Origin of the sequence: Streptomyces sp. NPDC059534 (assembly GCF_042743475.1) — a bacterium.
Lineage (GTDB): Bacteria > Actinomycetota > Actinomycetes > Streptomycetales > Streptomycetaceae > Streptomyces.
Window position 1 is genome coordinate 64,926 of the sequence record NZ_JBHWAQ010000011.1, and the last position, 26,833, is coordinate 91,758.

Below are 26,833 nucleotides of genomic sequence, written 5' to 3' on the forward strand. Positions count from 1 at the left end.
GGGTGCGAGGAGACGGCCTGGGGCCACGCGTCGCGAGGCGGACGGAAAGGTGACGACAGGTCCTAGAGCGGGGCCGTGTCGTCGGCGGGGAAGGCCGGGCCGTGGCCGGGGACGATGACGTCGGCGGCGGCGAGGACACGGAGGCGCGAGTCGCGCTGGATGCCGTGGTCCGGGGCGACCGGGTCCTCCACCGGGCCGTTGGGGCGCCACCAGAGGTCGCCGACGAAGGCGACGACGCCCGCTTCGGTGCCGGCGAGGAGCGTGATGTCCTCGACGCTGTGACCGGGGGTGCGGATGAGGCGCAGCGACGGGGTGAGTTCGTGGCCCTCGGCGTCGCGGTCGGTCCACTGGTCGTTCTCGTAGATCGCCTTGTGGTCGTGGACGCGGGCGTGGCCGAAGAGGCCGACGTTCATGGTGTTGTCGGGGTGGTGGTGGCTGAGCACCACGTCGGTGATGTCGTCGGGGCCGAGGCCGAGTGCGGCGAGCGGCCCGAGGATCCGGTCGCGGCCGGCCACCATGCCGGGGTCGACGATCACGTGCCGGTCACCGTCGTGGACGTACGACACGGTGGCGGCGACTCCGGGGCCGGTGGAGAGGGTGTAGCCGGTGGTCAGGATCGTGTGGGTGGCGGTGCGGCCGCGGGGGGCGTCGCCGTTGTTCTTCGTCGTCGTCATGCCCCAAGTCTTCTGCCCGGGCGGTTCCTTCACGAGTGGCCGTACTGCCACTGATCGCGGGAATCGTGCCATCGTTCCCGCCGGTCCCGCGCCGCCGTCGTGCCAGACTCCCCGCATGCCGCCCTTCACGACCGTCGCCGCGTACGCCCCGGCCGGGGTCGGCATGCTCGGCGCCGGCATCGTCTCCGAGGTGTTCGACTGGCGGGGTCAGGGCCTGCCCCGGTTCGACTTCGCGCTGTGCACGGACCGGCCGGGCCGGGTCCGCACGGACGTCGGACTGCCGCTGGTGGTCGAGCACGGTCTCGACCGGCTGGCCGCCGCCGACCTCGTGATCGCCCTGCCCTGGGCCGACTTCCGGACGCCCCCGGCTCCCGCCGTACGGGACGCGCTGACCGCGGCGCACGCGCGGGGCGCGCTGGTCGCGGCGCACTGCGTCGGCGCGTTCGCGCTCGCGGCGGCCGGGCTGCTCGACGGGCGGCGCGCCACCACGCACTGGAGGTTCGCCGGGCTGCTGGCCGAACGTCACCCGGACGTCGCCGTCGAACCCGACGCCCTCTACGTCGACGAGGGCCGGATCGTCACCGGCGCGGGCGCCGCCGCGGGCTTCGACCTGTGTCTGCACCTCCTGCGGCGGGAGTACGGGGCGACCACCGCCAACGCCATCGCCCGCGACCTGGTGCTCCCCTCCCACCGCGACGGCGGCCAGGCCCAGTACCTGGCCACGCCCGTGCCCGAGGACAGCCGGGACGAGCGGCTGACCGAGGTCCTGGCCTGGGCCCGGGAGCATCTCCACGAGCCGCTGCCCGTCGCGGAGCTGGCCCGCCGGGCGCTGATGAGCCGGCGGTCCTTCGCCCGCCGGTTCGCCGCCTCGACCGGCACCACCCCGCACGCCTGGCTGCTCGGGCTGCGCCTCAGCCGCGCCGAGGAGCTTCTGGAGACCACCGACCTCCCCGTCGAGGAGATCGCCCGCGCGGTGGGCTTCGGCAGCGCGGCGGTGCTCCGCGCCCAGTTCGTCCGCCGCCGGGGCGTGCCCCCGCGCGCGTACCGCCGCTCCTTCACGCGTACGCCCTGACGGGGGGCGGAACCGCCGCTCGCGCCCGTACGCCCTCCGGAACCGCGGGGCCCTCACCCGTACGGACGCCCCCGGTTGCCCGCCGTCCGGGGGCCTCCGAGCGTGGGAGGCATCGCGCGAACCGATGGAGGGCCCATGAGCAGTATCGACACTCCGGCCGAGGTACCCAGGCCACGGGCGGCGGCGAAGGCGGCGGCGCCCACCACCCTCACGTGGGTGACGCTGGCCCTGATGACGACCGCGTCGGTGGCGAGCCTGCGGGCCGCGCCGACGATGGCCGTCTATGGCCTGGCCTGTGTGTTCCTCTACCTGGTCCCGGCGGTCGTGTTCCTGCTGCCGACGGCCCTGGTCTCCGCGGAGCTCGCCTCGGGCTGGAACGGCGGCGTGTACCGCTGGGTCTCGGAGGGGCTGTCGAAGCCGCTCGGATTCCTGGCCGTGTGGTGCCAGTTCGCGATGACGATCTTCTACTACCCGAGCCTCCTCGGGTTCGTCGCGTCCACCATCGCGTACATCATCGATCCGGCCCTCGCCTCCAGCGGCCCGTACACCGCGATCGTCATCGTGGTCCTCTACTGGACGGGCGTGTGGATCTCCTCGCGCGGGACGAAGGCGCTGGCCGGGCTGGCCAGTTGGGGCCTGATCATCGGCACCCTGATCCCCGGCACCGTGCTGGTGGTCCTCGGCATGGTCTTCCTCGGCCAGGGCAACGCCTCGGCGGCCCCGATGAACGCCTCGCACCTGCTCCCGCAGTGGACGGGTCTGGCGAGCCTCGTCCTGATCGTCAACAACTTCCTGTCGTACTCCGGCATGGAGATGAACGCCGTCCACGTCTCCTCGCTGAAGGACCCGGCGAAGGAGTACCCGAAGTCGATGTTCCTGGCCGTGGGTCTGGTGCTGCTGATCTTCATCCTGCCCGCGCTGGCCATCAGCTGGGTCGTCCCCGCGGACCAGCTCAGCCTCACGGCGGGCGTGATGCAGGCGTTCGACGCCTTCTTCTCGTACTTCGGCATCGGCTGGCTCACCCCGATCGCCGCCGTCGCACTGATCTCCGCGTCCCTCGGCGGCATGCTGACCTGGCTGGCCGGACCGTCCAAGGGCCTGCTGGAGATCTCCCGCCAGGAGGGCTACCTGCCGCCGTTCCTGCAGAAGCTGAACAAGTACGGCATCCAGCAGAACATCCTGGTCTCCCAGGGCGTCGTGACCACGATCATCGCGCTGGGGTACGCGCTGATCCCGAACGTCTCCAGCGTCTACTGGATCTTCTCGGTCATCACCACGCAGGTGTACCTGATCGTCTACCTGCTGATGTTCGCCGCGGCGATCCGGCTGCGGAAGACCCAGCCCGACCACCCCCGCGGCTACCGGGCACCCGCGCTGCCCGTCCTGTGCGTCGTCGGCCTGCTCGCCTCGCTCGCCGCGCTGTGCATCGGCTTCGTCCCCAGCTCCCAGTTCGGCAGCGGCAGCGTCTGGGCGTACGTCGCCATCGTCGGCGGCGGCCTGCTCATCCTGGGCTTCGTGGTCCCGTGGGCCTTCCTGCATTTCCGCAAGCCGAGCTGGCGCACCGCCGCCGCCGTCCCGAGCGAGGGAGAGCAGGCATGAGTCCCACCCGCTTCGCCTCCGAGCACAAGGTGATCTACTGGGGCACGATCGTCATCCTCATCGGCCTCGTCGTCACCGGCCTCATCCGCTACGAGAACGTGAAGACGGACAGCAAGACGCTCTCCAAGGCCAACCAGCTCCAGGAGGCGCTGGTGAAGGCCGGCTACCCCTCCCCCGACACCGACACGATCGAGCGGCTGCTCGGCACCGACGGCGGCCAGGTCTGCGAGGAGCCGGGCAACGCCCTGAAGACGGCGCTGTGGAAGATCCAGCAGGCGAACGGCGCCGCCGGTCCCGGGATGCGGCCCGTCATCTCCGACTCCAAGGCCGTCGAGGTCGAGCGGATCGTCCTCCAGGTCTACTGCCCGGACGAGCTCGACGACTTCGACGACGCCCTGGACGACCTCAAGACCGACGACACCGTCCGCCGCTGAGGGGCGGGGCGTGACTCCCCGGTCCACCGGCAACGATCCCGATCGGGGCCCCGATCACGGCTCCGCTCCCGACGCCGCTCGTGGGCCCGACCCGGCCCACGAGCGCGACCCGGCCCACGAGCGCGACCCGGCCCACGAGCGCGAGCAGCCCGGCGTCCTCCTCCACGACTTCCTGCGTGAACTCACCCGGTTCATGCTGAAGTTCAGCGGGGAGGGCGCCGAAGGCGTCGACCGGGTCGTCCGCGGCCTCGCCCGGACGTACGGCGGGCGGGCCGAGACAGTGCTCGTCGCGGACGGCGCCGTGCTCTCGGTGACCGTGGGGGGCCGCACCCTCACCTCGGCCGTCACGGCCTTCCCCGACGTCGCCCGGCTCGACCGGGCCGTCGCCCTCAAGGAGTTCGTCGAGCGCGTACGGGACACCCGGCCGGAGCTGTCCGAGGCGGCGGCCGGCCTGCGGCGGGTCGAGGACCTGCCCTCCACGGTGCCCCGCTGGGCGCGGGGCACCGGCATCGTGCTGTTCTCCGTCGGCTTCGCGCCCGCCGTCCAGCCGACCTGGTACGAGATCGGCACGACCGCGCTCCTCTCCGCGCTGGTCGCGACGCTCACGGTCCTGGCGGACCGGCGGCCGCGCCTGGCCCGCGTCCTGCCGCTGCTCGCCGCCGCCCTGGTCTCCCTGGTGACCCTGGGGCTGCTCCAGCCGGGCGTCGGTCACGGCGGACCCGTGCTGATCATGCTTCCGGCGCTGTTCTTCTTCGTGCCCGGCGACCTGCTGAGCGCGGCCACCGCCGAACTCGTCGACGGCTTCCTGTCGACCGGCGCCGTCCGGCTCGTCTACGCCGTGGTCCTGCTCCTCCAGCTGTACGTGGGCGTGCTCATCGGCGTGGCCGTCACCGGTACGCCGACCGGCGCGCTCTTCGACAGCGCGCAGGAAGCGGACCTGTCCCGGTGGGTGATCGTGGCGAGCTGGGCCGTGTTCACGGTGGGCCTGACCCTGGCCTTCGAGGTGCCGTGGCGGGTCGCGGGCTGGGTGACCGGCCTCGTCTACCTGACGCTCGGCGTGCAGGCGGCGGGTACGGCCCTGATCGGCGAGGTCGCGGGAACGTTCGTCGCCGCCATGGCCCTCGCGGTGGCGGCGGACCTGCTCGCCCGCCCGGCCGGACGCCCGCCGCGGCTCGTCCTGTTCCTCGGCGGCTTCTTCACCCTCACCGTCGGCTCCCTCGGCCTGCGGGCGCTGACCTCCCTCGCGGGCGGCCACGTCCTGCACGGCTTCCACGACCTGATGGACCTCGTCACCATCGTCACGACGATCGCGGTCGGTCTCCTCGCGGGCGCGGCACTCGTGCCGGCCCGCGTGGAGAAGGAGTTCCCGGCCCCGTGAGGGGTGTCCGGCCCGCTAGACCTGCGGGGTGGGGGTGTTCGGGCTCGGGGGCTGCGGGGGCCGCGGGGGCTGCGGGGTGGGGGGCTGTTCGGCGGGGGGCTTCTCGGCGGGCTCCTCCGCCAGGAAGGCCACCACCGCCAGGACGAAGAGCAGGGTGAGGGCGATGCCCACGACGACCGCGCCGGTCGGGTAGGACCAGAAGACGAGGGCCGCGGCGGCCCCGGCGACGAGGATCCAGGTGATCCAGGTCCGGTAGCGGCGGACGAAGGGGCCCACCGGGCCGAGGCGCATGCCCGCGTGGTCGGCGGTGGCCCGGGTCGCGGTGATGCCGGAGTGCCAGAGGCCGCGGACGAGGACCGCGGGACGGCTCGGGCCGGAGAGCCAGGCGGCGAGGGCGATCAGGATGCCGAGGGTCGCGAACACCCGGACCGAGGTGCGGAGGAAGCGGACCAGGGTGTCGTAGACGGAACCCGCGGCGGCCGGGGAGACGGTGGCGGGCAGGGCGTTCAGATAGACCGTGCGGAAGACGGTGAGGGCGACGCCGAGGACGATCGCCGCGACGGCGACGCCGAGGGCGGCGGCGACCAGGGTGCGGCGGCGCCGCACGGCGAGCAGCACGCCGCCGACGACGAGCAGCACGGCGATCACCGGCAGCCACACGCCCATCGCCTGGAGCAGCGAGAACGCGGTCTTGACCTTGCCGATGTCGTCGGACTTGACCACCGTGAAGTCGGTGTGGATCTCGGGGATCTTGGCCGCGACGTCCAGGCCGGACGCGACGAGCCGCTCCTTCACGCGCTCGATCACGGGCGCCAGGTCGATGGTGACCGTGTCCGTCTCGATCTTCACGGCGCCTTCGTCGCTGCCGGTCAGGGCCCGGTCGAGGGAGGTGTGGATCGCCCGGTTGGCGTCGGTCCAGATGGTCTCGAACGCCGGTGAGGCGACGATGTCCTGCGCCCGGTCGTGGACGAAGCTGGAGACCGCGCCCTCCAGGGAGCCGCCCAGCTTGCCGAGTGCCTTCGCCGCCAGGGGCCGCTGGTCGGGCGCGACGCCCTCCAGGAGGGACTCCAGGTCGATGTGCTCCATGACGGCGTTGGTCACCCGGTTGGCGACGGCGGCCTGGACGTCGGGGTCGGAGGCGAGCGGTTTGACCGTCTGCACGTAGCGGTCGGTGTTCCCGACGATGTCCGCCGTCCAGGAGGCGACGATGCCCAGGGGGATCAGCACGCAGCCGATGACGATGAGCACGGCGGAGAAGAAGGAGCGCAGGCGGTGGTGGGGCGGCGGGGCGGCCGCCCTGTCCGCTTCGAGCGCGGCCACCCTGGCCCGGAGGACGGCAAGTTCGTCGGCGCTGTCACCGGCAGCCATGGCACCCACTCCTCATCGTGGAACAATTCAGGGCAATTCTGCGAGGCGCGGTGCGTTCTGTCGCCCTGGGCGGGGCAGGGGGGTGTACGCGATCATGCGGTCATGAAGCTGCGCTGCGCCGTACTCGACGACTACCAGGGCGTCGCCCTCGCCTCCGCCGACTGGAGCCCGCTCGCCGACCGCGTCGACGTCCGGGTCCTCCGCGAGCACCTCACCGACCGGGACGCGCTCGTCGCCGCCGTCGATGACTGCGAGATCCTCGTGATCATGCGGGAGCGGACGCCGTTCGACGCGGACCTCCTGGCCCGCCTCCCCCGCCTCCGGCTCCTCGTGACGTCCGGGCTGCGCAACGCCTCCGTGGACGTCGCCGCCGCCCGCGCCCGGGGCATCGTCGTCTGCGGCACCGCCAGCAGCTCCACGCCGCCCACCGAACTGACCTGGGCCCTGCTGCTCGGCCTCGCCCGGCACGTGCGGACCGAGGCACAGGCCCTGCGCGACGGCGGCCCCTGGCAGTCCACCGTCGGCGGCGACCTGGCGGGCCGCACCCTGGGCCTCGTCGGCCTCGGCAAGATCGGCTCACGGGTCGCCGCGATCGGCCGCGCCTTCGGCATGGACGTCGCCGCGTGGAGCCCGAACCTGACGGAGGAGCGGACCGCGGCACACGGCGCACGGCTCGCGAAGGACAAGCACGACCTGCTGGCGGGCAGCGACTTCGTCTCGCTCCACCTGGTCCTCTCCGACCGCACCCGGGGCCTGGTCGGCGAGGCCGAACTGCGCGCGATGCGCCCCTCCGCGTACCTGGTCAACACCTCGCGGGCGGGCCTGGTGGACGGCGGGGCGCTCGTACGGGCGCTGCGCGAGGGCTGGATCGCGGGCGCCGGCCTGGACGTCTACGACACCGAGCCCCTGCCGGCCGACGACCCGCTGCGCACCCTCCCGAACGTCCTCGCCCTCCCCCACCTCGGCTATGTGACGGAGGGCAACTACGCCCGCTACTTCGGCGAGGCGGTCGAGGACATCGAGGCGTTCCTCGCGGGCGCGCCGGTGCGGGAGCTGTCCTGACCGGCCCATGACGGCCCCTCACGGCTCCTGACGGCCTCGGGCGAGCCCCGGGCGGCCTCGGCCGGCCCCGGGCAGGTCCTAGGGCGGGTCCCGGGGCCGGGCCCCTCTGTTCCGGCTATCCGAGGCTGGTGCGGGCCAGTTCCAGGAACTCGTCGTCGCTCAGGCCCAGTCCGCGGGCCTCCGCCGCCGCTTCCCGGAGCCGGGAGACGAGGCGGGCGCGGTCGGGGGCGGTGGCGCCGGGGACGATGAGGGCGCCCCGGCCGCGGCGGAGTTCGATGAGGCCCTCCTCGCGGAGGCGCTGGTAGCCGCGGAGGACGGTGTGGACGTTGACGCCGAGGGAGTCGGCGAGTTCGCGGGCGGCCGGGAGCCGTTCGCCGGGGGCGGCCGAGCCGTCGGCGAGGGCGCCGCGGACGCAGGCGGCGATCTGGTCGCCGAGGGGGACGGAGGAGGCCGGGTCGACACGGAAGAGCACGGTCAGACCTTCCCGTCCCGCGCGGCGAGCGTGTTGAGGAGGGCGGCGGCGGTCGCCGCGTCGGGCACCGTGACCGCGAACTCCCGGCCGCTGTCCCGCCGTACGACGAGGGCCTCGCCGGAGCGCAGCACGACGCCCGTGCGGTGGGCCCGGACGCGGTAGCCCCAGCCGCCGAAGTCGGCGAGGGCGTCGACGTCCCGGACGTCCGCGCCCGCGATCTCGTCGAGCGCGATCCGGACGCGGGGCCGGGGGAGGACACCGGACCGGACGGTGAGGCCGTGCCGGTCGACGGTGACCCGGACCCGGGCGAGGGCGAGGCCCGGCACGCCGACGACGAGGCCGAACAGGCCGAAGAGGGCGTGGGGCCAGTCGACGGCGAGCAGGACGACCGGTGCGGCGACGAGGGCGAGGACCGCGAGGACGGTCAGCGGCCGGGAGCCGGTGGCGCGGGTCCAGCCGGCGACCTCGCCCGCGCCGAGCGCGAGCCGCGGGCCGTCGGGCGTCCCGGGCCGGTCGGCCGGCTCCTCCTCGGGGACCAGCGAGGTCAGCGCCCAGCCGGCGAGGCCGGCGGCGACGGCCGCCGTTCCGGCGACGGCGAGGTCGACGGCGGGCGCGGAGACCTGCGCCTCGAACGCGTCGACGAGGTTGTTGCGGAGGAGCTGGACGAGCAGCCCGCCGGTGAAGCCCGCGGTGGCCCAGGCGCCCCACAGGGACCGGCGGCGGACGAACGCGGTCCAGGCGGTCGCGAGGCCGGCGACGAGGGCCGTGCTGACGGCGACGTATGCCGCCTGGCCCGTCCAGCCGTCGGCCCGGCCGCCGTCTCCGAGCGAGTAGTGGGTGGCGAGTTCGGCGGGCAGCGCGTCCCGCCAGCGGGTGAAGAGCAGCAGGTGGACGGCGAGGGCGAGGACGAAGGGGAGCGCGGCGAGCGCGCGGAGTCGAGGTGTGGCACGGTTCATGAAAACCTCCCTTGTTCGCACTCTACTAGAACAATGAGGGGTTGCGTCGAGAGGCAGGGGCCGGACGGGCCGGTGATCTTCGAGATGCGCGGGCACGGGACCGACGGTTCACCGGGTCAAACGCAGACGAACGGGGAGATCTTCATCGCCGCCGCCCACAACGGCATCGGGGTCGAGGGCGGCGCGCCCGGCGCCAAGATCATGCCGGTCCGGGTACTCGGCGGGGACGGCAGCGGCAGCGACAGCGACGGCGACGCGAACAACTTCGGCGCGCAGAACGCCGTGTCGGCCCCCGGCGTCGACATCCTCTCCACCCTCCCCACGTACACGACCGGGGAGACCCTCAAGAACACCAGGGGGTACGGAAGGCTCTCCGGCACGTCGATGGCCTCGCCGTACGCCTCCGGGCGTTACTCCGCGCCGCAGTCGTGGTCGGCCGCGTCGACGACGACACGGTCCAACAGGCCCCGCAGGAGGGCCTGTTCGGCTTCGGTGAGGTCGCCGAAGAGTTCGCGCTCGGCCTCGCCCACGGCGTGGTCGACGCGCTCCAGGGCGGCGGTGCCGGCCGGGGTGATCTCCACGATGTGACGGCGCCGGTCGGCCGGGTCACGGCGTCGCTCGGCGAGGCCGGATGCCTCCAACTCGTTGAGAATCGAGACCAGTTGGCTCGGGTCGAGCTCCATCGCCACCGCCAGCTCGCGCTGGCTCGTGGCCCCGGGGGCGAGCTGCATCAGCGTCATCGCGTTGCGGGGGTGCAGCCCGGCGACGCCCAGGGCGGCACGGATGCGCGCACCGGTGAGCTCTCCGCGGAAGGAGAGGAGGAAACCGAGGCGGTCGGTCGGATGAGCTGCCATGTCGTCCACCGTAACAACAACACGATTGTGGAGCGAGATGAATCATTGATACTCTTCAACGATTTTCGTCCCCATACCGTTGGAGCCTGTCCATGTTCACCGCATACGTCGTCGCCGCGGCCCTGCTCGCCTTCGCGGCCACCGCCTCCGCCTTCCTGACCTTCACTAGGAATCCGCAGGTCGTCGGCAACATGACCAAGGTGGGCGTGCCGGAGAGCCGGCTCCCGCTGCTCGCGACGGCGAAGGCGGCCGGCGCCCTCGGTCTCCTCGCGGGGCTCTTCATCCCGGCGCTCGGCGTGGCCGCGGCCGCGGGCCTGGTGCTCTACTTCGCCGGCGCCGTCATCGCCCACCTGCGGGCGAAGGACTTCGAGCTGGCGCCGGCGGCGGTACTCACCCTGATCTCGGCGGCCGTACTGGTCCTGCGCATAGCCTCCGCCTGACCACAAAGGTTCGACAATACGAGACGTATCGTCTTGCGAACCCTCCCGCCATGCCGTACGGTCGAGCCCACGAGACGGATCGTCTCGTCCCCGATGGCTGGAGGTGCCTTTGTTCCGTGCCCAATTCATCGACGTCGGCAAGCGCCACGACGACCGGTCCACCCGGAACCGGACCGTGCTCGACCGGGTCTCGTTCACCGTGCGGCCCGGCGAGCGGCTCGGCGTCGTCGGGGACAACGGCTCGGGGAAGTCGACCCTGCTACGGCTCCTCGCCGGCGTGGAGACCCCCGACAACGGCATCGTGGCCGTCGACGCCCCCGGCGGGCTCGGCCACCTCGCCCAGACCCTGGACCTCCCCGCGACGGCCACCGTCGGCGACGCCGTCGACCACGCGCTCGCGGACCTGCGGAAGCTGGAGCGGGCGATCCGGACCGCCGAGGCGGACCTCGCCGTCACCGGGGACCTCGCCGGATACGCGGAGCTGCTCGCCGCCCACGAGGCCCGGGGCGGCGCCGGGGCGGACCGGCGCGTGGAGACGACGCTGCGGCGGCTCGGGGAGCCCGGCCCGCTCGACCGGGAGCGGCCCCTCGGGACCCTCTCCGGCGGACAGCGGTCGCGCCTCGCGCTCGCCGCCGTGCTCGCCGCCGCGCCCGAACTGCTGCTGCTGGACGAGCCGACGAACGACCTCGACGACCAGGCCGTGGCCTGGCTGGAGGACCGGCTGCGCGCCCATCGCGGCACGGTCGTCGCCGTCTCCCACGACCGGGTGTTCCTCGACCGGGTGACCACCGCCGTCCTGGAGGTCGACGAGGAGCGCCACACCGTGCGCCGCTACGGCGACGGCTACGCCGGCTACCTGGCCGGGCGCGCCGCCGAACGGGCACGCCGGCAGCGTGCGCACGAGGAGTGGAAGGCCGACCTCGCCCGGTACACGGCCCTCGCGGACACCCACATCGACCGGTTCTCCGCGATCCCCCGCAAGGCCCCGGCGGCGTTCAGCGGGGCGGGCGCCTTCCGCGCCCGGTCGCGGGCGCACGGCGCGATGAGCCGTATCCGGGCCGCCCGCGAGCGGCTCGCCCGGCTCACCGGCCACCCGGTGCCCGCGCCACCCGAACCCCTCCGCTTCCGCGCGGGCCTCGTGGGCGAGGGCGCGCCCGTCGACCTGGCCGGCGTGCGGGTGGACGGCCGGCTCCGCCTGGACGCCCTCCGCCTCGACGCGGGCGAACGGCTGCTGGTCACCGGGCCGAACGGCGCCGGGAAGACCACTCTCCTGAAGGTCCTGGCGGGTGAACTCGCCCCGGACGCGGGCACGGTGACAGCACCGGCCCGCGTCGGGACGCTCCGCCAGGAGACGGCCCCGCCCACCGACCCCCGTACGGTGAGCGAGACCTTCGGAGAAGACCGCGCGGACGAACTGCTCGCCCTCGGGCTCTTCTCCGCCCGGGACCTGACGACCCCCGTCCGGTTCCTGTCGACCGGACAGCGGCGGAAGCTGGAGCTGGCCCGGCTGGTGACGTCACCCGCCGACCTGCTCCTCCTCGACGAGCCGACCAACCACCTGGCCCCGGGCCTGGTGGAGGAGATCGAGGCCGCGCTCGCGGGGTACCGGGGCACGCTGGTCGTGGTCAGTCACGACCGGCGGCTGAGAGAGGGCTTCCGGGGCCGCCGTCTCGAACTGACCCCGGCCCCGGCCCTCGTGAGGTCCTAGTCCTCGTCCGGGCCCTCCAGGTCGCCCTCGGTCTCCAGGTACACCTGGCGCAGGGCGGCCAGGGTCTCCGGGTCCGGCTTCTCCCACATGCCGCGGGACTCGGCTTCGAGGAGCCGCTCGGCGATGCCGTGCAGGGCCCAGGGGTTGGCCTCCTTGAGGAATGCCTGGTTCGCCGGGTCGAGGACGTACTCCTGGGTCAGCTTGTCGTACATCCAGTCGGCGACCACGCCCGTCGTGGCGTCGTACCCGAAGAGGTAGTCGACGGTCGCCGCCAGCTCGAAGGCGCCCTTGTAGCCGTGGCGGCGCATCGCCTCGATCCAGCGCGGGTTGACCACGCGGGCGCGGAAGACGCGGGAGGTCTCCTCGACGAGGGTGCGGGTGCGGACGGTCTCGGGGCGGGTCGAGTCGCCGATGTACGCCTCGGGGGCCGTGCCCTTGAGCGCGCGGACAGTCGCGACCATGCCGCCGTGGTACTGGAAGTAGTCGTCGGAGTCGGCGATGTCGTGCTCACGGGTGTCCGTGTTCTTCGCGGCGACCGCGATCCGCTTGTACGCGGTCTCCATCTCGGCACGGGCCGGGCGGCCTTCGAGCCCGCGCCCGTACGCGTACCCGCCCCACACCGTGTACACCTCGGCGAGGTCGGCGTCCGTGCGCCAGTCGCGCGAGTCGATCAGCTGGAGGATGCCCGCGCCGTACGTCCCCGGCCGGGAGCCGAAGATGCGGGTGGTGGCGCGCCGCTCGTCGCCGTGCTCGGCGAGGTCGGCCTGCGCGTGCGCCCGGACGAAGTTCTCCTCGACCGACTCGCCCTCCAGGCCGGCGACCAGCCGGACGGCGTCGTCGAGGAGGCCGATGACGTGCGGGAACGCGTCCCGGAAGAAGCCGGAGATGCGCAGGGTGACGTCGACGCGCGGGCGGCCCAGCTCGGCGAGCGGGATCGGCTCCAGGCCGTTGACGCGGCGGGACGCCTCGTCCCACAGCGGGCGGACGCCGAGCAGGGCGAGCGCCTCGGCGATGTCGTCGCCCGCGGTCCGCATCGCGCTCGTCCCCCACAGGGAGAGGCCCACCGAGGTCGGCCACTCGCCGTTGTCGGTGCGGTAGCGCTCCAGGAGGGAGTCGGCGAGCGCCTGGCCGGTCTCCCAGGCGAGCCGGGACGGCACGGCCTTCGGGTCGACGGAGTAGAAGTTCCGGCCGGTCGGCAGGACGTTGACCAGGCCGCGGAGCGGGGAACCGGACGGGCCGGCGGGGACGAAGCCGCCGTTCAGGGCGTGCACGGCGTGCGTCAGCTCGTCGGTGGTGGCGGCGAGGCGCGGCACGACCTGCTCGCAGGCGAAGCGCAGGACGGAGTGGACCTCCGGGCCGTACGCGGCGGCGACCGTGCCGACCGCGTCCACCGACCAGTCGGCGGCCTCCATCGCCTCGACCAGCTCGCGGGCCTTGGCCTCCGCCTCGTCGGCGGTGGTGCGGGTCGCGGCCGACTCGTCGAGACCCAGGGCCTCGCGCAGGCCGGGCAGTGCCTGCGTGCCGCCCCAGATCTGGCGGGCGCGCAGGATGGACAGCACCAGGTTGACCCGGGCCTCGCCGGCCGGGGCGCCGCCCAGGACGTGCAGACCGTCGCGGATCTGGGCGTCCTTGACCTCGCACAGCCAGCCGTCGACGTGCAGCAGGAAGTCGTCGAAGCCGTCGTCCCCCGGGCGCTCCTGGAGGCCCAGGTCGTGGTCGAGCTTGGCGGCCTGGATCAGCGTCCAGATCTGGGCGCGGATCGCGGGCAGCTTCGCCGGGTCCATGGAGGAGATCTGCGCGTACTCGTCGAGGAGCTGCTCCAGGCGCGCGATGTCGCCGTAGGAGTCGGCGCGGGCCATCGGCGGCACCAGATGGTCGACGAGCGTGGCGTGGACGCGCCGCTTGGCCTGGGTGCCCTCGCCGGGGTCGTTGACGAGGAAGGGGTAGACGAGCGGCAGGTCGCCGAGGGCCGCGTCGGGGCCGCAGGCGGCGGACAGGCCGGCGTTCTTGCCGGGCAGCCACTCCAGGTTGCCGTGCTTGCCGAGGTGGACCATGGCGTCGGCACCGAAGCCGCCGTCGTCGGCGCGGGCGGCGATCCAGCGGTAGGCGGCCAGGTAGTGGTGGGACGGCGGGAGATCGGGGTCGTGGTAGATCGCGATCGGGTTCTCGCCGAAGCCGCGCGGCGGCTGGATGAGGATCAGCAGGTTCCCGCGGCGCAGGGCGGCGAGGACGATGTCGCCCTCCGGGTTGCGGGAGCGGTCGAGGAACATCTCGCCGGGCGCCGGGCCCCAGTGCTCCTCGACGTGGGTGCGCAGTTCCTCGGGCAGGGTCGCGTACCAGCGCTTGTAGTCGGCGGCCGGGATGCGGACCGGGTTCTTCGCGAGCTGTTCCTCGGTGAGCCAGTCCTGGTCGTGGCCGCCGGCGTCGATGAGGGCGTAGATCAGCTCGTCGCCGTCGCCGGAGACCAGACCCGGGAGGTCCTCCTCCGGTCCGAAGTCGTAGCCCTCCGCGCGGAGGCGGCGGAGCAGGGCGACGGCGGAGGCGGGGGTGTCGAGGCCGACCGCGTTGCCGATGCGGGAGTGCTTGGTGGGGTACGCGGAGAGGACGAGCGCCAGCTTCTTCTCGGCGTTCGGGATGTGGCGGAGCCGCGCGTGCCGGACGGCGATCCCGGCGACGCGGGCCGCGCGCTCGGTGTCGGCGACGTACGCGGGCAGGCCGTCCTCGTCGATCTCCTTGAAGGAGAACGGGACGGTGATCAGCCGGCCGTCGAACTCGGGCACGGCGACCTGGCTGGCGGCGTCCAGCGGGGAGAGGCCCTCGTCGTTCTCCGCCCAGGCGGACCGCGAGCCGGTCAGGCACAGCGCCTGGAGGATCGGCACGTCGAGCGCGGCGAGCGCGCCCGCGTCCCAGGCTTCCTCGTCGCCGCCGGCCTGCGCCTCGGCCGGCTTGGTGCCGCCGGCGGCGAGGACGGTGGTGACGATCGCGTCGGCGGTGCGGAGGGTGTCGACGAGCTCGGCCTCGGGGGCGCGCAGGGACGCCACGTACAGCGGCAGCGCCTGGGCGCCGGCGTCCTCGATCGCGTCGCAGAGGGCGCCGACGAAGGCGGTGTTGCCGCTCATGTGGTGGGCGCGGTAGTAGAGCACGGCCACGGTCGGGCCGTCGGTGCGGCGCGGGGTGCGGTCCAGCGGGCCCCAGGTGGGGGCGGCGGCCGGGGCCTCGAAGCCGTGGCCGGTGAGGAGGACCGTGTCGGAGAGGAAGCGGGCCAGCTGCTCCAGGTTGGCGGGGCCGCCGTGCGCCAGGTAGGCGTGCGCTTCGGTGGCGACGCCGACGGGGACGGTGGACGCCTCCATCAGCTGGGCGTCGGGAGCCTGTTCGCCGCTGAGGACGACGACCGGCTTTCCGGCGGCGCGGATCGCGTCGAGCCCCTCCTGCCAGGAGCGGAGTCCGCCGAGGAGGCGGACGACGACCAGCTCGGCGTCGTCGAGGAGGGCGGACAGTTCGGCGAGGGGGAGGCGCGAGGGGTTGGCGAAGCGGTACTCCACCGGGCCTGCGGAGCCGGCGTTCGCCGCCCGGGCGCTGAGCAGGTCGGTGTCGGAGTGCGACAGCAGCAGAAGCATGGCGTGCGGTGGCCTTCCTCGGGGTTGTCCGCGCCCCGGGTGGTCGTATGGATGGCGGGAGTTCCTGACTCACCCGTTCCAGGTCGTGCCGAAACACGACCGGGCCGGGCTCACAGTGGCGGGACCGCGCCGGATTCTCACCGGGCTTCCTCCCCGGGGTCCTGGGACCCCATGCCGTCTGCATAGTAGATCGTGCCGTCGGCGGGCCGGGCCGGGCCGGGGAGTCGGCCGGATCACACCCGGTGGTCGGCCGGTTCCCCGTGGGTATGCTCGCCGCCATGCCGCCCACCCCACCCCCGGCGCCCGAACCGGGCGAACCTCGCATACGGGACCGTGGCGACGCCTGCCCCGGGGCGCTGCGCCTGCACTCCGCCGACGACGGGCGGCTCGCCCGACTGCGGCTGCCCGCCGGACGCTTGACGCCACGTCAGACCGAGGTCCTGGCCCACGCGTCGGAGACCCTGGGCGACGGGCGGATCAGCATCACCTCGCGCGGCAACGCGGAACTGCGCGGCCTCGCGGACGACTGCGGGGCACGGCTCGCCGAGCTGCTCGCCGAGGCTGACCTGCTGCCCTCTCCCACCCACGAACGCGTCCGCAACATCATCGCCTCGCCCACCGCCGGCCTCGGCGGACTCGGCCACGCGGACGTGCAGTTGTGGGCACGCGAGCTGGACGCCGCGCTGTGCGCCGAACCGCGGGCCGCGTCCCTTTCGGGACGGTTCCTGTTCGTCCTGGACGACGGGTGCGGAGAGGTCGCCGGGCTCGGCGGGGATGTGAGCTTGGTCGCAGAGGCGGACGGCTCCGTGCGGCTGTGGCTCCGCTCCCGGGTCTTCCGGATCGACGCCGCCGACGCCGTCCGCGCCGCCCTCGCCGCCGCCCTCGCCTTCCTCGACGCCGCCGAGGCCGCCGGGAACGGGGCCTGGCGGCCGGGCGAACTGCCCGACGAGCACGTTCCGGACTGGGCCGCGGCCCTGGCGCGGGCCGGCATCACCGCCGAGCCCGTCCCCGTACCGCCGCTCACCGTGTCCCCGCCGCCCGCGCCCGGCGCGCTCCCCGGCGGCGCCCTGCACGTCCTCGCACCGCTCGGCCGGCTGACCGCCGCCCAGCTGCGGGCCCTGCTGCCCGCCGCCGAACTCCGGCTCACCCCCTGGCGCGGCGTGGTCGTCGTGGCTCCGGCCCCCGCGGCCGGCCCGGCACCCCGCACCGGCACGGACCGGCTGCGGGAGCTGGAGCGGCACGGGCTCATCACCCGGCCCGAGGCGCCCGGGGCGGGGGTCACCGCCTGCACCGGGCGGCCCGGCTGCGCCAAGTCCCTCGCCGACGTCCGGGCGGACGCGCTCGCCGCGCCCGCCGGGCCGCTGCCCGTGCACTTCTCCGGGTGCGCCCGCCGCTGCGGGCACCCGTACGGCGGCTGGATCGAGGTCCTCGCCACCGGCGACGACACCTATCTGGTGGACGGACTCCCCACCCCCCGCAGCTCCCTGACCGAAGCGGTCGCCACCGCCCGCACGAACCCGACGAGATGAGCGAGAGCAACAGGATGTTCGACTACGAGAAGGACGGAGCGGAGATCTACCGCCGGTCCTTTGCCACGATCCGTGCCGAGGCGGATCTGGCGGGCCTGCCCGCCGACGTCGCCCAGGCGGCGGTCCGGATGATCCACGCCTGCGGCATGACCGACCTCGTACGCGATATCGCCTACTCGCCGCAGGTCGTCTCCCGCGCCCGCGAAGCCCTCCGGGCCGGCGCGCCGATCCTCTGCGACGCGCAGATGGTCGCCAGCGGTGTCACCCGCAAGCGGCTGCCCGCCGACAACGAGGTGATCTGCGCCCTCTCCGACCCGTCGGTGCCGGCCCTCGCCGCCGAACTGGGCACCACCCGCTCCGCCGCCGCCCTCGAACTGTGGCGGGACCGCCTCGAAGGCTCCGTCGTCGCCATCGGCAACGCGCCCACCGCCCTCTTCCACCTCCTGGAGATGGTCGCGAAGGGCGCCGGGAAGCCCGCCGCCGTCCTCGGCATACCGGTCGGCTTCATCGGCGCCGCCGAGTCCAAGGACGCCCTCGCCGAGAACACCCTCGGCCTCGACTACCTCGTCGTACGGGGCCGGCGCGGCGGCAGCGCCATGACGGCCGCCGCGATCAACGCGATCGCCCACGAAGCGGAGATCCAGGCATGACCACCGTGACCGGAAAGCTGTACGGCGTCGGACTCGGCCCCGGCGACCCCGACCTGATGACGGTCGCCGCGGTGAAGGCCATCGCCGCCGCCGACGTCGTCGCGTACCACTCGGCCCGCCACGGCCGCTCCATCGCCCGCTCGATCGCCGCGGAGCACCTCCGCGAGGACCACATCGAGGAGCGGCTGATGTACCCGCTCACGGTGGAGACGACGGACCACCCCGGCGGCTACCGGGGCGCCCTGAACGACTTCTACGAGGAAGCCGCGGCCCGTCTCGCCGCGCACCTCGACGCCGGCCGCACCGTCGCCGTCCTCGCCGAGGGCGACCCGCTGTTCTACGGCTCGTACCAGCACATGCACAAGCGGCTCGCCGACCGCTACGACACCACCGTCATCCCCGGCGTCACCTCGGTGAGCGCCGCCGCCGCCCGGCTCGGCGAGCCGCTGTGCGAGGCGGAGGAGGTCCTCACGATCATCCCCGGCACCCTGCCGGAGGACGAGCTGACGGCCCGTCTCGCGGGCACCGACTCGGCGGTCGTGATGAAGCTCGGCCGCACCTTCCCCACCGTGAAGCGGGCCCTGGAGCGGGCCGGCCGCCTGGACGACGCCCGGTACGTGGAGCGGGCGTTCATGACGGGCGAGCGGACCGGTGCCCTGTCCGAGGTGGACCCGGAGTCCGTCCCGTACTTCTCCGTCGCCGTCCTGCCCTCCCGCGTCGACCAGGAGCCCCCGGTACGGGAACGCGGCGAGGTCGTCGTCGTCGGCACCGGCCCGGCCGGGGCACCCTGGCTGACCCCCGAGTCGCGCGGCGCGCTCGTCAACGCCGACGTCCTCGTCGGCTACACCACCTACCTCGACCGGGTGCCGGTGCTCCGCCCCGGCCAGATCCGCCACGGCTCCGACAACAAGGTCGAGTCCGAGCGCGCCGAGTTCGCCCTCGACCTGGCCCGCCGCGGCCGGAAGGTCGCGGTCGTCTCCGGCGGCGACCCGGGCGTCTTCGCGATGGCCACCGCCGTCCTGGAGGTCGCCTGCGAACCCGCCTACGCCGACGTCCCCGTACGGGTCCTCCCCGGGGTGACCGCCGCCAACGCGGCCGCCGCCGCCGCGGGCGCCCCCCTCGGCCACGACTACGCGACGATCTCGCTCTCCGACCGGCTCAAGCCCTGGGACGTCATCGAGGCCCGGCTGCGCGCCGCGGCCTCCGCCGACCTCGTGATCGCCCTCTACAACCCGGGGTCCAAGTCCCGTACGCACCAGGTGGCCGCCGCCCGCGACCTCCTGCTCGACCTGCGTGCCCCCGAAACCCCGGTGGTCGTCGCCCGCGACGTCGGCGGCCCCGAGCAGTCGGTCCGCATCGTCACCCTGAAGACCCTGGAGCCCTCCGAGGTCGACATGCGCACCCTGCTCCTCGTCGGCTCCTCGCAGACCCGCGCGGTACGGCGGCCCGACGGCCACACCCTCACCTGGACACCCCGCCGCTACGGGTGAAGCCACCGGGCCCCCAGGCCGGCCGGGTCACCCCCGCAGCACCCGGGCGGCTGCCTCCTCGGGGGTCGTCGCCACCGGGACGCCCTCCGGGACCGGCGGGCGGCGGACCACGACGACCGGGAGGGCGGCCTCGCGGGCGGCGGTGAGTTTGGGGGCGGTCGCGGCGCCGCCGCTGTCCTTGGTGACGAGGACGTCGACGCGGTGACGGGCGAGGATCTCGCGTTCGCCGTCCAGGGTGAAGGGGCCCCGGTCGAGGAGGATCTCGGTGCGGGCCGGCATCGGGGCGTCCGGGGCGTCCACGGAGCGGACCAGGAACCACTGCGGGCGGTCGGCGAACGCGGCGAGGCCCATCCGGCCGGTGGTCAGGAAGACACGGTCGCCGAAGCCGTCCAGGGCCTGGGCGGCCTCCTCCAGGGACGCCACGGAGCGCCAGTCGTCACCCTCCCCCGGGACCCAGCCGGGGCGGCGGAGCGCCAGCAGGGGAACATGGGCGGTGGCGGCCGCCCGGGCCGCGTGGAAGCTGATGCGCTCGGCGAAGGGATGGGTGGCGTCGATGACCGCGTCCACGGCGTGCTCCCGCACCCATGCGACCAGCCCGTCGACGCCGCCGAAGCCGCCGATCCGGACCTCGCCCTCGGGCAGCCGGGGGCTCGCCACCCGCCCCGCGAGGGAGCTGGTGACCCGGACCTCGCCGTGCAGCAGTCCGGCGAGCGCGCGGGCCTCGGTGGTCCCCCCGAGAATGAGTACGTGCACAGGAGCCTCTTCGTGACTTCAGGCGGCGGGCGTGAGGCCCAACTCAAGCACACCGGTCTCCGCCCGGGCTGGACGACCGGTGCCTGCGCGACGGCCGCGACGACGGCCGCGTACACCGCCCTGCTGACCGGCGACTTCCCGGACCCCGTGACGATCACGCTGCCGAAGGGGCAGACGCCGGCGTTCGCGCTGGCCGCCGAGCTGCTCACCGCGGACACCGCCATGGCGGCCGTGGTCAAGGACGCCGGCGACGACCCGGACGTCACCCACGGGGCGGTGATCCGCTCGACGGTACGGCTCCTGCCGCCCGGCTCCGGCGTCGTCTTCCGAGCCGGCGAGGGCGTCGGCACGGTCACCCTGCCGGGGCTCCCGCTGGAGGTCGGCGAACCCGCGATCAACCCCGTGCCCCGGCAGCTGATGCGCGAGCACGTCGCCGGGGTCGCCGCCCGGCACGGCGCACCCGGCGACGTCGAGATCACCGTCTCCGTCGACAACGGCGCCGAGATCGCCCGCTCCACCTGGAACCCCCGCATCGGCATCCTCGGCGGCCTGTCGATCCTCGGCACGACCGGCGTCGTCGTCCCGTACTCCTGCTCCGCCTGGATCGACTCCATCCGCCGGGGCGTGGACGTGGCCCGTGCCGGCGGTCTCACCCACGTCGCCGGCTGCACCGGCTCCACCTCCGAGCGCACGGTCGCGGGCCTCTACGAGCTGCCGGAGATCGCCCTCCTCGACATGGGCGACTTCGCGGGCGCCGTCCTCAAGTACATCCGCCGCCACCCGGTCGACCGGCTCACCCTCTGCGGCGGCTTCGCCAAGCTCTCCAAGCTGGCCGCCGGCCACCTCGACCTGCACTCCGCCCGCTCCCAGGTCGACAAGCCCTTCCTCGCCGCCCTCGCCCGCACCGGCGGCGCGTCGGACGCCCTCGCCGCGGAGATCGCGGAGGCCAACACCGGCCTCGCCGCCCTCCGCCTCTGCGAGGCCGCCGGCGTGCCCCTCGGCGACCTGGTCGCCGCCCGCGCCCGCGACGAGGCCCTCGCGGTCCTGCGCGGCGCCCCCGTCTCCGTGGACGTCGTCTGCATCGACCGCGCGGGCACGGTGGTGGGCCGGTCGGAGGTGGCGGGGCCGTAAACCGGGGGACAGCCGTACGGGCCGCCCCGCAGAATGCCCGGATGCCCGACTTCTCGTACAAGCCCACCCTCACCGGCGGCCTGGTGGTCCTCCGCCCCGTCACCGAGGCGGACGTGCCCGCGCTGCTCCCCCTCTTCGAGGACGCGGAGGTGATGCGGCTGACCGGCTGTCACACCGTCTTCGACGAGCCGGCCCTGCGGAAGTGGTACGGCTCCCGGGGCGTGCGGGACGACCGCCTCGACCTGGCCGTCGTGGAGCGGGCGACCGGCCGGGTCGTCGGCGAGGCCGTGCTCAACGACTGGGACCCCGACAACGAGTCCTGCTCCTTCCGCATCGCCTTCGTCCCGGACGGCACCGGTCGCGGCCTCGGCACGGAGTCGACCCGCCTCATCGTCGGATACGGCTTCGAGTCCCTCGGCCTCCACCGGATCTCCCTGGAGGTCTACGCCTTCAACCCCCGCGCCCGCCGCGCCTACGAGAAGGTCGGCTTCACCCCGGAGGGCGTCCTGCGCGGAGCCCTGCTGTGGGAGGGCGAACGGGTGGACGCGACGGTGATGTCGCTGCTGGCGCCGGAGTGGAAGCGCCTCTCCGCCTGAGTCAGCCGAGGTCCCGCGCGACCGGGTAGTCGATCTCGGTGATGTCCTCCGCGAGGTCGGCGAGGACCACACCGGGGTTGAGGGCGGCGACGACCTCGGGCGTGAGGGGGCGCAGGGCGAGGACGTGACGGACGGCTTCGAGGTCGACCGGGGTCTCGTGGTAGTCGGACGCCCAGGTGGCGTACGCCGTCGCCGAGCGGTCCGTGAGCAGGTGAAGGAGGCCGGCGGAGCCGTCCGGGTCCGCGCGACCGTCCAGGTCGGGGAACTCGACCGGTCCGGTGCGCCAGGCGGTGTCCGCGGTCTCGCGCCACAGGCAGGCGGTGGTGACGTGGACCCCGTCCTCGTCCGTGAACGCGGGCTCCGTCAGGTACTCCCGGAATGCCGCCGGGACGCCGTCGAGCACCCCGGGCCAGGTCTGCCCGTCCGCGAGGGGCCCGTACGGGCTCAGCGGCGACTCGTGGTCGAAGACGCGGGCGAACGCCCCCGCGGGGGAGAGGACGATCGTGTACTCGCCGCCCGAACCGTCCTTCATCGACGCCAGCTGCTCGTGCTCCGACCAGTGGGCGTCGAAGGAGTAGTAGCGGCTCTCCCACTCCGGGCAGAGCACGGCCTCCAGCATCGCGAGCCCTCGGCTGTGGTCGCGCAGTTCCTCGATGCCCGGCAGCGCCCGGGCGACGTCGTAGACGGTCACGGGTCCATTCAAGACGGTGGCTCCGACATGCGCGTCCCCGGCCCCGAATCTAGGCTCGACAGCGCAGGGACCCCCATCGAAAGGGAGGAATCGGCATGGCGAAGCGTGGCAACAAGCGTCGGGCCCGCAAGAAGAAGAAGGCGAACCACGGCAAGCGGCCGAACGCGTAGGGCGGCCCGGACACGCGGCGGGGCCCCGGGGATCGGACTTCCCGGGGCCCCGCCGCGTGTCCGTTCGGGCTCAGCAGGCGTGGCGGTCGCGGGCCGGGTCGTACAGGTGGCTGTCGCGGAACTCGGAGGCGGCGAGGGTGCGGCCGACGAGGATGACGGCCGTCTTGGTGATGCCGGCGGCCTTCACCTGGTCGGCGATGTCCTCCAGGGTGCCGCGCAGGACGAGCTCGTCGGGGCGGCTGGCCATGGCGACGACGGCGGCGGGGCAGTCGGCGCCGTAGTGGGGGACGAGCTCGGAGACGATCCGGTCGGCGTAGCGGGCGCCGAGGTGGAGGACGAGCAGGGCGCCGCTGCGGCCGAGGGTGGCGAGGTCCTCGCCCTCGGGCATGGGGGTGGCCTGCTGGGCGATGCGGGTGAGGATGACCGTCTGGCCGACGGTGGGGACGGTGAGCTCCCGCTTGAGCGCGGCGGCGGCGGCCGCGAAGGCCGGGACGCCGGGGACGACCTCGTACGGGATGTCGAGCGCGTCGAGGCGGCGCATCTGCTCGGCGACGGCGCTGAAGACGGACGGGTCGCCGGAGTGGAGCCGGGCCACGTCGTGGCCGGCCGCGTGGGCGGCGGAGATCTCGGCGATGATCCGGTCCAGGTCGAGCCGGGCGGTGTCGACGAGCACGGCGTCCGGGGGGCACTCGGCGAGCAGCTCGGTGGGGACGAGGGAGCCGGCGTAGAGGCAGACGCCGCAACGGGCCAGGGTCCGCGCGCCGCGGACGGTGATGAGGTCGGCCGCGCCGGGGCCCGCGCCGATGAAGTAGACGGTCATGCTTCCTCTTCCTTGGTGACGGACCACTGGGTGACGGGCATCGCCTGGCGCCAGCCGGTGAAGCCGCCGACGGGGACGGCGGTGGAGACGGCGAGCCGGACGAGTTCGCCGCCGTGGCGGCGGTAGCGGTCGGCGAGCAGCGCCTCGGACTCGAGGGTGACGGTGTTGGCGACGAGCCGGCCGCCGGCGGGGAGCGCGTCCCAGCAGGCGTCGAGGAGGCCGGGGGCGGTCAGTCCGCCGCCGATGAAGACGGCGTCGGGGGTGGGCAGCCCGGCGAGCGCGGCGGGTGCGGGTCCGGTGACGACGCGGAGGCCGGGGACACCGAGGGTGTCGGCGTTGCGGGTGATGCGGGCGGCGCGTTCCGGGGACTTCTCGACGGCGATCGCCCGGCAGGAGCGGTGGGTCCGCATCCATTCGACGCCGATGGAGCCGGAGCCGCCGCCGACGTCCCAGAGGAGTTCGCCGGGCGCGGGGGCGAGGGCGGCGAGGGTGGCGGCCCGCACGTACCGCTTGGTGAGCTGCCCGTCGTGTGCGTACGCCTCGTCGGGGAGGCCGGGCGCGGCACCGAGCCGCAGCGTGCCCGGGTCGCGTACGCAGTCCAGGGCGAGGACGTGGAGGGCGTCGGTCCGCTCGTACGGCCAGTCGGCGGCGGAGGCGTCGAGGACCCGCTCGCGGGGGCCGCCGAGCTGCTCCAGGACCCGGATGCGGGTGCCGCCCCAGCCGGTCGCGCGGAGGTGGGCGGCGACGTCGGCAGGGGTGCCGGGGCCTTCGCCGAGGACGAGGATCCTGCGGCCGGGGTGGAGGGCGGCGGCGAGGGCGGCGAGGGGTCTGGCGACGAGGGAGACGGTCTCGACCGCTTCCAGGGCCCAGCCGAGGCGGGCGCAGGCGTAGGAGACGGAGGAGGGGTGGGGGTGGACGCGGAGGCGGTCGGCGCCGACGGTCTCCGCGAGGGTGCGGGCGATGCCGTAGAAGGAGGGGTCTCCGCTGGCGAGGACGGCGATCGCACGGCCCTCGTGGGCGGCGAGGAGTCCGGGGACGGCGGGCCGGAGCGGCGAGGGCCAGGCGATCCGCTCGCCGGGGCAGCCGTCGTGCGGGGTGCCGGTCGCGGTGGCGTCGGACTGCGGGGTGCCGGTCGCGGTGCCGTCGGCGGGGGCGCCGGCCGGGGTGCCGCCCGGGGGCAGCAGGTCGAGCTGGCGGGGGGCGCCGAGGAGGACCTCGGCGGCGCGCAGGACGCGGCGGGAGGCTTCGGGGAGCCCGTCCCAGCCGTCCGCGCCGATTCCGACGACCGATATCGCACTCGCACCGTTCACGCCGCCGAACTCTACGGGAGGCGTCGGCGGGGCCTACCGCTCGGTCACTTCTGGGCGTGCTGTCCGACGTAGAAGAGGATCCAGACGAAACCGGCGAAGGCGTGGGTCGCGAAGACGTACACGAAGACGCGGAGCATCACGCCCCGCTCCTTCCAGCGTTCGATGTCGGTCCCGGGTTCGGTCATGCCTTTCAGAGTACGGGCGGAATAGAGGGCGGGGGTGTGCGGTTGGACGTGACAGTTTAAGATTCAACCAACAAGCCGCAAGGCACCGCACCGCGAGAGGTGAGCACGATGCAGTTCGGGATCTTCACCGTCGGCGACGTGACGACCGACCCCACCACCGGCCGCACCCCGACCGAGCACGAGCGGATCAAGAACACCGTCGCCATCGCGCTCAAGGCCGAGGAGGTCGGGCTGGACGTCTTCGCGACCGGCGAGCACCACAACCCGCCGTTCGTGCCGTCCTCCCCCACCACCCTCCTCGGACACATCGCGGCCCGCACCGAGAACCTGATCCTGTCCACGTCCACGACGCTGATCACCACCAACGACCCGGTGAAGATCGCCGAGGACTACGCGACCCTCCAGCACCTCGCCGACGGCCGCGTGGACCTGATGATGGGCCGCGGCAACACCGGCCCGGTCTACCCGTGGTTCGGCCAGGACATCCGCCAGGGCATCCCGCTCGCCATCGAGAACTACGCGCTCCTCCACAGGCTGTGGAGGGAGGACGTGGTCGACTGGGAGGGCAAGTTCCGCACCGCCCTCCAGGGCTTCACGTCCACCCCGCGCCCGCTCGACGGCGTCCCGCCGTTCGTCTGGCACGGCTCCATCCGCTCCCCCGAGATAGCCGAGCAGGCCGCCTACTACGGCGACGGCTTCTTCGCGAACCACATCTTCTGGCCCAAGCAGCACACCGAGAAGATGGTCCGCCTCTACCGGCAGCGGTACGCCCACTACGGCCACGGCACCCCCGAGCAGGCGATCGTCGGCCTCGGCGGCCAGGTGTTCCTGCGCAAGAACTCCCAGGACGCGGTACGGGAGTTCCGCCCGTACTTCGACAACGCGCCGGTCTACGGCCACGGCCCGTCCCTGGAGGAGTTCTCCCGGGAGACCCCGCTGACCGTCGGCTCGCCGCAGGAGGTCATCGAGCGCACCCTGTCCTTCCGCGACTACGTGGGCGACTACCAGCGCCAGCTGTTCCTCGTCGACCACGCGGGACTGCCCCTCAAGACCGTCCTGGAGCAGCTCGACATCCTTGGCGAGGAGGTCGTCCCGGTGCTGCGCAAGGAGTTCGCGAACCTGCGCCCGGCCGGCGTGCCGGAGACCGCCCCGCTCCACCCCGCCGTCACCCGCACCACCGAGGAGGTCTGACACCGTGCAGACGTTGAAACTGGTCGCCGTGTCCGCCGGACTCAGCGCGCCGTCCTCCACCCGGCTGCTCGCCGACCGGCTGCTCCAGGCGGCCCGGTACCGGCTCGCCGAGCAGGAGTACGCCGTCGACGTCCAGGTCGTCGAACTGCGCGACCTGGCCGTCGATATCGCGAAGAACCTCGTCACCGGCTTCCCCTCGGAGAAGCTCCAGGAGGCCATCGACACGGTGACCGGCGCGGACGGGGTCATCGCGGTGACCCCGGTCTTCACGGCCTCGTACAGCGGCCTGTTCAAGTCGTTCTTCGACCTGGTCGACCCGGCCGCGCTGACCGGAACCCCCGTCCTCATCGGTGCGACCGGCGGCACCGCCCGGCACTCGCTGGTCCTGGACCACGCCCTGCGGCCGCTCTTCGCCTACCTGCGCGCCCTGACCGTCCCGACCGCCGTCTACGCGGCCTCGGAGGACTGGGGCTCGGGCGGCGACGCGTACACGGACGGGCTGCCGTCCCGGATCACGCGGGCGGGCCACGAGCTGGCCGACGCGGTCGCGGCGCGGCCGTCGCGGACGGCCGACGAGGACGAGGTGGTCCCCTTCGAGCGGCAGCTGGCCGACCTTCGCCTGGACTGACCCCTTTTGTTACGTTGGGGGCGGATCGTTCAGATGTGCCGTACAGCGGACGGAG

General features: G+C 73.8%; 27 protein-coding genes and 1 riboswitch. Of the genes, 15 read left to right on the plus strand and 12 right to left on the minus strand.

What is annotated here, in order from left to right; all coding sequences use genetic code 11:
• Positions 1-62 precede the first annotated feature (62 nt).
• A complete protein-coding gene (locus ACFVZH_RS15820) occupies positions 63-674 on the minus strand; it encodes an MBL fold metallo-hydrolase (RefSeq protein ID WP_384897524.1) in 612 nt (203 codons plus the stop codon).
• A gap of 115 nt (positions 675-789) precedes the next feature.
• Here ACFVZH_RS15820 and ACFVZH_RS15825 point away from each other — a divergent pair, with 115 nt between their 5' ends.
• From ACFVZH_RS15825 to ACFVZH_RS15840, 4 genes are all read left to right on the plus strand, one after another.
• On the plus strand, positions 790-1,746 hold the full coding sequence (locus ACFVZH_RS15825) for a GlxA family transcriptional regulator (RefSeq protein WP_384897526.1): 957 nt from the start codon (positions 790-792) through the stop codon (positions 1,744-1,746).
• 135 nt (positions 1,747-1,881) lie between these two features.
• Positions 1,882-3,345, plus strand: coding sequence for an APC family permease (locus ACFVZH_RS15830; protein WP_384897528.1), 1,464 nt, complete (start codon positions 1,882-1,884; stop codon positions 3,343-3,345).
• Entirely contained in the window at positions 3,342-3,779 is a 438-nt protein-coding gene (locus ACFVZH_RS15835; protein WP_384897530.1) for a hypothetical protein, read from the plus strand. Before ACFVZH_RS15830 ends, ACFVZH_RS15835 begins: the two co-directional genes overlap by 4 nt.
• Before the next feature lie 10 nt (positions 3,780-3,789).
• The gene (locus tag ACFVZH_RS15840; RefSeq protein ID WP_384897532.1) at positions 3,790-5,157 is read left to right on the plus strand and encodes a threonine/serine exporter ThrE family protein; all 1,368 of its coding nucleotides are present in this window, start codon (positions 3,790-3,792) and stop codon (positions 5,155-5,157) included.
• Positions 5,158-5,172: 15 nt separating this feature from the next.
• Here ACFVZH_RS15840 and ACFVZH_RS15845 read toward each other — a convergent pair whose 3' ends face one another.
• Entirely contained in the window at positions 5,173-6,525 is a 1,353-nt protein-coding gene (locus ACFVZH_RS15845; RefSeq protein WP_384897534.1) for a hypothetical protein, read from the minus strand.
• Positions 6,526-6,627: 102 nt separating this feature from the next.
• Here ACFVZH_RS15845 and ACFVZH_RS15850 point away from each other — a divergent pair, with 102 nt between their 5' ends.
• Positions 6,628-7,587, plus strand: a complete 960-nt coding sequence (locus ACFVZH_RS15850; RefSeq protein WP_384897536.1) for a D-2-hydroxyacid dehydrogenase family protein — start codon at positions 6,628-6,630, stop codon at positions 7,585-7,587.
• Between the two features lie 115 nt (positions 7,588-7,702).
• Here ACFVZH_RS15850 and ACFVZH_RS15855 read toward each other — a convergent pair whose 3' ends face one another.
• The 4 genes from ACFVZH_RS15855 to ACFVZH_RS15870 form a co-directional block, all read right to left on the minus strand.
• Positions 7,703-8,059, minus strand: a complete 357-nt coding sequence (locus ACFVZH_RS15855) for a GntR family transcriptional regulator (protein WP_384897538.1) — start codon at positions 8,057-8,059, stop codon at positions 7,703-7,705.
• Positions 8,060-8,061: 2 nt separating this feature from the next.
• On the minus strand, positions 8,062-9,015 hold the full coding sequence (locus tag ACFVZH_RS15860) for a hypothetical protein (RefSeq protein ID WP_384897540.1): 954 nt from the start codon (positions 9,013-9,015) through the stop codon (positions 8,062-8,064).
• 116 nt (positions 9,016-9,131) lie between these two features.
• Entirely contained in the window at positions 9,132-9,395 is a 264-nt protein-coding gene (locus tag ACFVZH_RS15865) for a hypothetical protein (protein ID WP_384897542.1), read from the minus strand.
• A 30-nt stretch (positions 9,396-9,425) separates the two neighbouring features.
• The gene (locus ACFVZH_RS15870; protein WP_384897544.1) at positions 9,426-9,869 is read right to left on the minus strand and encodes a MarR family winged helix-turn-helix transcriptional regulator; all 444 of its coding nucleotides are present in this window, start codon (positions 9,867-9,869) and stop codon (positions 9,426-9,428) included.
• Positions 9,870-9,961: 92 nt separating this feature from the next.
• On the opposite strand from ACFVZH_RS15870, the gene ACFVZH_RS15875 reads away from it, so the two are divergent.
• Positions 9,962-10,309 carry a DoxX family protein gene (locus tag ACFVZH_RS15875; RefSeq protein ID WP_384897546.1) on the plus strand — a complete coding sequence of 116 codons (348 nt, stop codon included), beginning with the start codon at positions 9,962-9,964 and terminating at the stop codon, positions 10,307-10,309.
• A 109-nt stretch (positions 10,310-10,418) separates the two neighbouring features.
• Positions 10,419-12,017 carry an ABC-F family ATP-binding cassette domain-containing protein gene (locus ACFVZH_RS15880; protein ID WP_384897548.1) on the plus strand — a complete coding sequence of 533 codons (1,599 nt, stop codon included), beginning with the start codon at positions 10,419-10,421 and terminating at the stop codon, positions 12,015-12,017.
• On the opposite strand, the gene cobN is transcribed toward ACFVZH_RS15880, so the two are convergent.
• Entirely contained in the window at positions 12,014-15,634 is a 3,621-nt protein-coding gene (gene cobN / locus ACFVZH_RS15885) for a cobaltochelatase subunit CobN (RefSeq protein ID WP_384897550.1), read from the minus strand. The genes ACFVZH_RS15880 and cobN overlap by 4 nt on opposite strands.
• A gap of 36 nt (positions 15,635-15,670) precedes the next feature.
• A riboswitch (cobalamin riboswitch) is annotated at positions 15,671-15,822 on the minus strand.
• Positions 15,823-15,900: 78 nt separating this feature from the next.
• Between cobN and ACFVZH_RS15890 the strand changes: the two genes are divergently transcribed.
• Genes ACFVZH_RS15890 through ACFVZH_RS15900 form a run of 3 tightly spaced genes read left to right on the plus strand, consistent with a single transcriptional unit; the run spans position 15,901 to position 19,303 of the window.
• Positions 15,901-17,163, plus strand: a complete 1,263-nt coding sequence (locus tag ACFVZH_RS15890; RefSeq protein WP_384897552.1) for a cobalamin biosynthesis protein CobG — start codon at positions 15,901-15,903, stop codon at positions 17,161-17,163.
• Positions 17,160-17,813: a precorrin-8X methylmutase gene (locus ACFVZH_RS15895; RefSeq protein ID WP_384897554.1), complete on the plus strand. Its 654-nt coding sequence runs from the start codon at positions 17,160-17,162 to the stop codon at positions 17,811-17,813. The genes ACFVZH_RS15890 and ACFVZH_RS15895 overlap by 4 nt, the downstream gene beginning before the upstream one ends.
• On the plus strand, positions 17,810-19,303 hold the full coding sequence (locus tag ACFVZH_RS15900) for a precorrin-2 C(20)-methyltransferase (RefSeq protein WP_384897556.1): 1,494 nt from the start codon (positions 17,810-17,812) through the stop codon (positions 19,301-19,303). The genes ACFVZH_RS15895 and ACFVZH_RS15900 overlap by 4 nt, the downstream gene beginning before the upstream one ends.
• Positions 19,304-19,330: 27 nt before the next feature.
• Here ACFVZH_RS15900 and ACFVZH_RS15905 read toward each other — a convergent pair whose 3' ends face one another.
• Positions 19,331-20,056 carry a cobalt-precorrin-6A reductase gene (locus tag ACFVZH_RS15905; protein ID WP_384897558.1) on the minus strand — a complete coding sequence of 242 codons (726 nt, stop codon included), beginning with the start codon at positions 20,054-20,056 and terminating at the stop codon, positions 19,331-19,333.
• A 12-nt stretch (positions 20,057-20,068) separates the two neighbouring features.
• On the opposite strand from ACFVZH_RS15905, the gene ACFVZH_RS15910 reads away from it, so the two are divergent.
• Together ACFVZH_RS15910 and ACFVZH_RS15915 are read left to right on the plus strand one after the other, a co-directional pair.
• Positions 20,069-21,187, plus strand: a complete 1,119-nt coding sequence (locus ACFVZH_RS15910) for a cobalt-precorrin-5B (C(1))-methyltransferase (protein WP_384897560.1) — start codon at positions 20,069-20,071, stop codon at positions 21,185-21,187.
• 41 nt (positions 21,188-21,228) lie between these two features.
• Positions 21,229-21,783: a GNAT family N-acetyltransferase gene (locus tag ACFVZH_RS15915; protein WP_384897562.1), complete on the plus strand. Its 555-nt coding sequence runs from the start codon at positions 21,229-21,231 to the stop codon at positions 21,781-21,783.
• Between the two features lies 1 nt (position 21,784).
• Here ACFVZH_RS15915 and ACFVZH_RS15920 read toward each other — a convergent pair whose 3' ends face one another.
• Positions 21,785-22,474 (minus strand): hypothetical protein, encoded by a 690-nt coding sequence (locus tag ACFVZH_RS15920; protein WP_384897564.1) that lies wholly within the window; start codon positions 22,472-22,474, stop codon positions 21,785-21,787.
• A 95-nt stretch (positions 22,475-22,569) separates the two neighbouring features.
• Here ACFVZH_RS15920 and ACFVZH_RS15925 point away from each other — a divergent pair, with 95 nt between their 5' ends.
• Positions 22,570-22,644 (plus strand): 50S ribosomal protein bL37, encoded by a 75-nt coding sequence (locus ACFVZH_RS15925; RefSeq protein WP_100661309.1) that lies wholly within the window; start codon positions 22,570-22,572, stop codon positions 22,642-22,644.
• 70 nt (positions 22,645-22,714) lie between these two features.
• Here the strand turns inward: ACFVZH_RS15925 and cobM are convergent, their stop codons facing one another.
• Genes cobM through ACFVZH_RS15940 form a run of 3 tightly spaced genes read right to left on the minus strand, consistent with a single transcriptional unit; the run spans position 22,715 to position 24,959 of the window.
• Positions 22,715-23,464, minus strand: a complete 750-nt coding sequence (gene cobM, locus ACFVZH_RS15930) for a precorrin-4 C(11)-methyltransferase (RefSeq protein ID WP_384897566.1) — start codon at positions 23,462-23,464, stop codon at positions 22,715-22,717.
• Entirely contained in the window at positions 23,461-24,774 is a 1,314-nt protein-coding gene (cbiE, locus tag ACFVZH_RS15935; protein ID WP_384897568.1) for a precorrin-6y C5,15-methyltransferase (decarboxylating) subunit CbiE, read from the minus strand. Before cbiE ends, cobM begins: the two co-directional genes overlap by 4 nt.
• A gap of 44 nt (positions 24,775-24,818) precedes the next feature.
• Positions 24,819-24,959 carry a DUF6126 family protein gene (locus ACFVZH_RS15940; protein ID WP_384897569.1) on the minus strand — a complete coding sequence of 47 codons (141 nt, stop codon included), beginning with the start codon at positions 24,957-24,959 and terminating at the stop codon, positions 24,819-24,821.
• 108 nt (positions 24,960-25,067) lie between these two features.
• Here ACFVZH_RS15940 and ACFVZH_RS15945 point away from each other — a divergent pair, with 108 nt between their 5' ends.
• Both ACFVZH_RS15945 and ACFVZH_RS15950 read left to right on the plus strand, forming a co-directional pair.
• Positions 25,068-26,150 (plus strand): LLM class flavin-dependent oxidoreductase, encoded by a 1,083-nt coding sequence (locus ACFVZH_RS15945; protein WP_384897571.1) that lies wholly within the window; start codon positions 25,068-25,070, stop codon positions 26,148-26,150.
• Positions 26,151-26,154: 4 nt separating this feature from the next.
• Positions 26,155-26,778 (plus strand): FMN reductase, encoded by a 624-nt coding sequence (locus ACFVZH_RS15950; RefSeq protein ID WP_384897573.1) that lies wholly within the window; start codon positions 26,155-26,157, stop codon positions 26,776-26,778.
• Positions 26,779-26,833: the final 55 nt, after the last annotated feature.

Coding starts and splice junctions, on each gene's coding strand:
- ACFVZH_RS15835 (WP_384897530.1), top strand. CDS start 3,342: ATGAGTCCCACCCGCTTCGCCTCCGAGCACAAGGTGATCTACTGGGGC.
- ACFVZH_RS15860 (WP_384897540.1), bottom strand. CDS start 9,015: ATGAACCGTGCCACACCTCGACTCCGCGCGCTCGCCGCGCTCCCCTTC.
- ACFVZH_RS15850 (WP_384897536.1), top strand. CDS start 6,628: ATGAAGCTGCGCTGCGCCGTACTCGACGACTACCAGGGCGTCGCCCTC.
- ACFVZH_RS15825 (WP_384897526.1), top strand. CDS start 790: ATGCCGCCCTTCACGACCGTCGCCGCGTACGCCCCGGCCGGGGTCGGC.
- ACFVZH_RS15875 (WP_384897546.1), top strand. CDS start 9,962: ATGTTCACCGCATACGTCGTCGCCGCGGCCCTGCTCGCCTTCGCGGCC.
- cobM (WP_384897566.1), bottom strand. CDS start 23,464: ATGACCGTCTACTTCATCGGCGCGGGCCCCGGCGCGGCCGACCTCATC.
- ACFVZH_RS15915 (WP_384897562.1), top strand. CDS start 21,229: ATGCCCGACTTCTCGTACAAGCCCACCCTCACCGGCGGCCTGGTGGTC.
- ACFVZH_RS15900 (WP_384897556.1), top strand. CDS start 17,810: ATGACCACCGTGACCGGAAAGCTGTACGGCGTCGGACTCGGCCCCGGC.
- ACFVZH_RS15945 (WP_384897571.1), top strand. CDS start 25,068: ATGCAGTTCGGGATCTTCACCGTCGGCGACGTGACGACCGACCCCACC.
- ACFVZH_RS15940 (WP_384897569.1), bottom strand. CDS start 24,959: ATGACCGAACCCGGGACCGACATCGAACGCTGGAAGGAGCGGGGCGTG.
- ACFVZH_RS15845 (WP_384897534.1), bottom strand. CDS start 6,525: ATGGCTGCCGGTGACAGCGCCGACGAACTTGCCGTCCTCCGGGCCAGG.
- ACFVZH_RS15820 (WP_384897524.1), bottom strand. CDS start 674: ATGACGACGACGAAGAACAACGGCGACGCCCCCCGCGGCCGCACCGCC.
- ACFVZH_RS15895 (WP_384897554.1), top strand. CDS start 17,160: ATGAGCGAGAGCAACAGGATGTTCGACTACGAGAAGGACGGAGCGGAG.
- ACFVZH_RS15890 (WP_384897552.1), top strand. CDS start 15,901: ATGCTCGCCGCCATGCCGCCCACCCCACCCCCGGCGCCCGAACCGGGC.
- ACFVZH_RS15830 (WP_384897528.1), top strand. CDS start 1,882: ATGAGCAGTATCGACACTCCGGCCGAGGTACCCAGGCCACGGGCGGCG.
- cobN (WP_384897550.1), bottom strand. CDS start 15,634: ATGCTTCTGCTGCTGTCGCACTCCGACACCGACCTGCTCAGCGCCCGG.
- ACFVZH_RS15870 (WP_384897544.1), bottom strand. CDS start 9,869: ATGGCAGCTCATCCGACCGACCGCCTCGGTTTCCTCCTCTCCTTCCGC.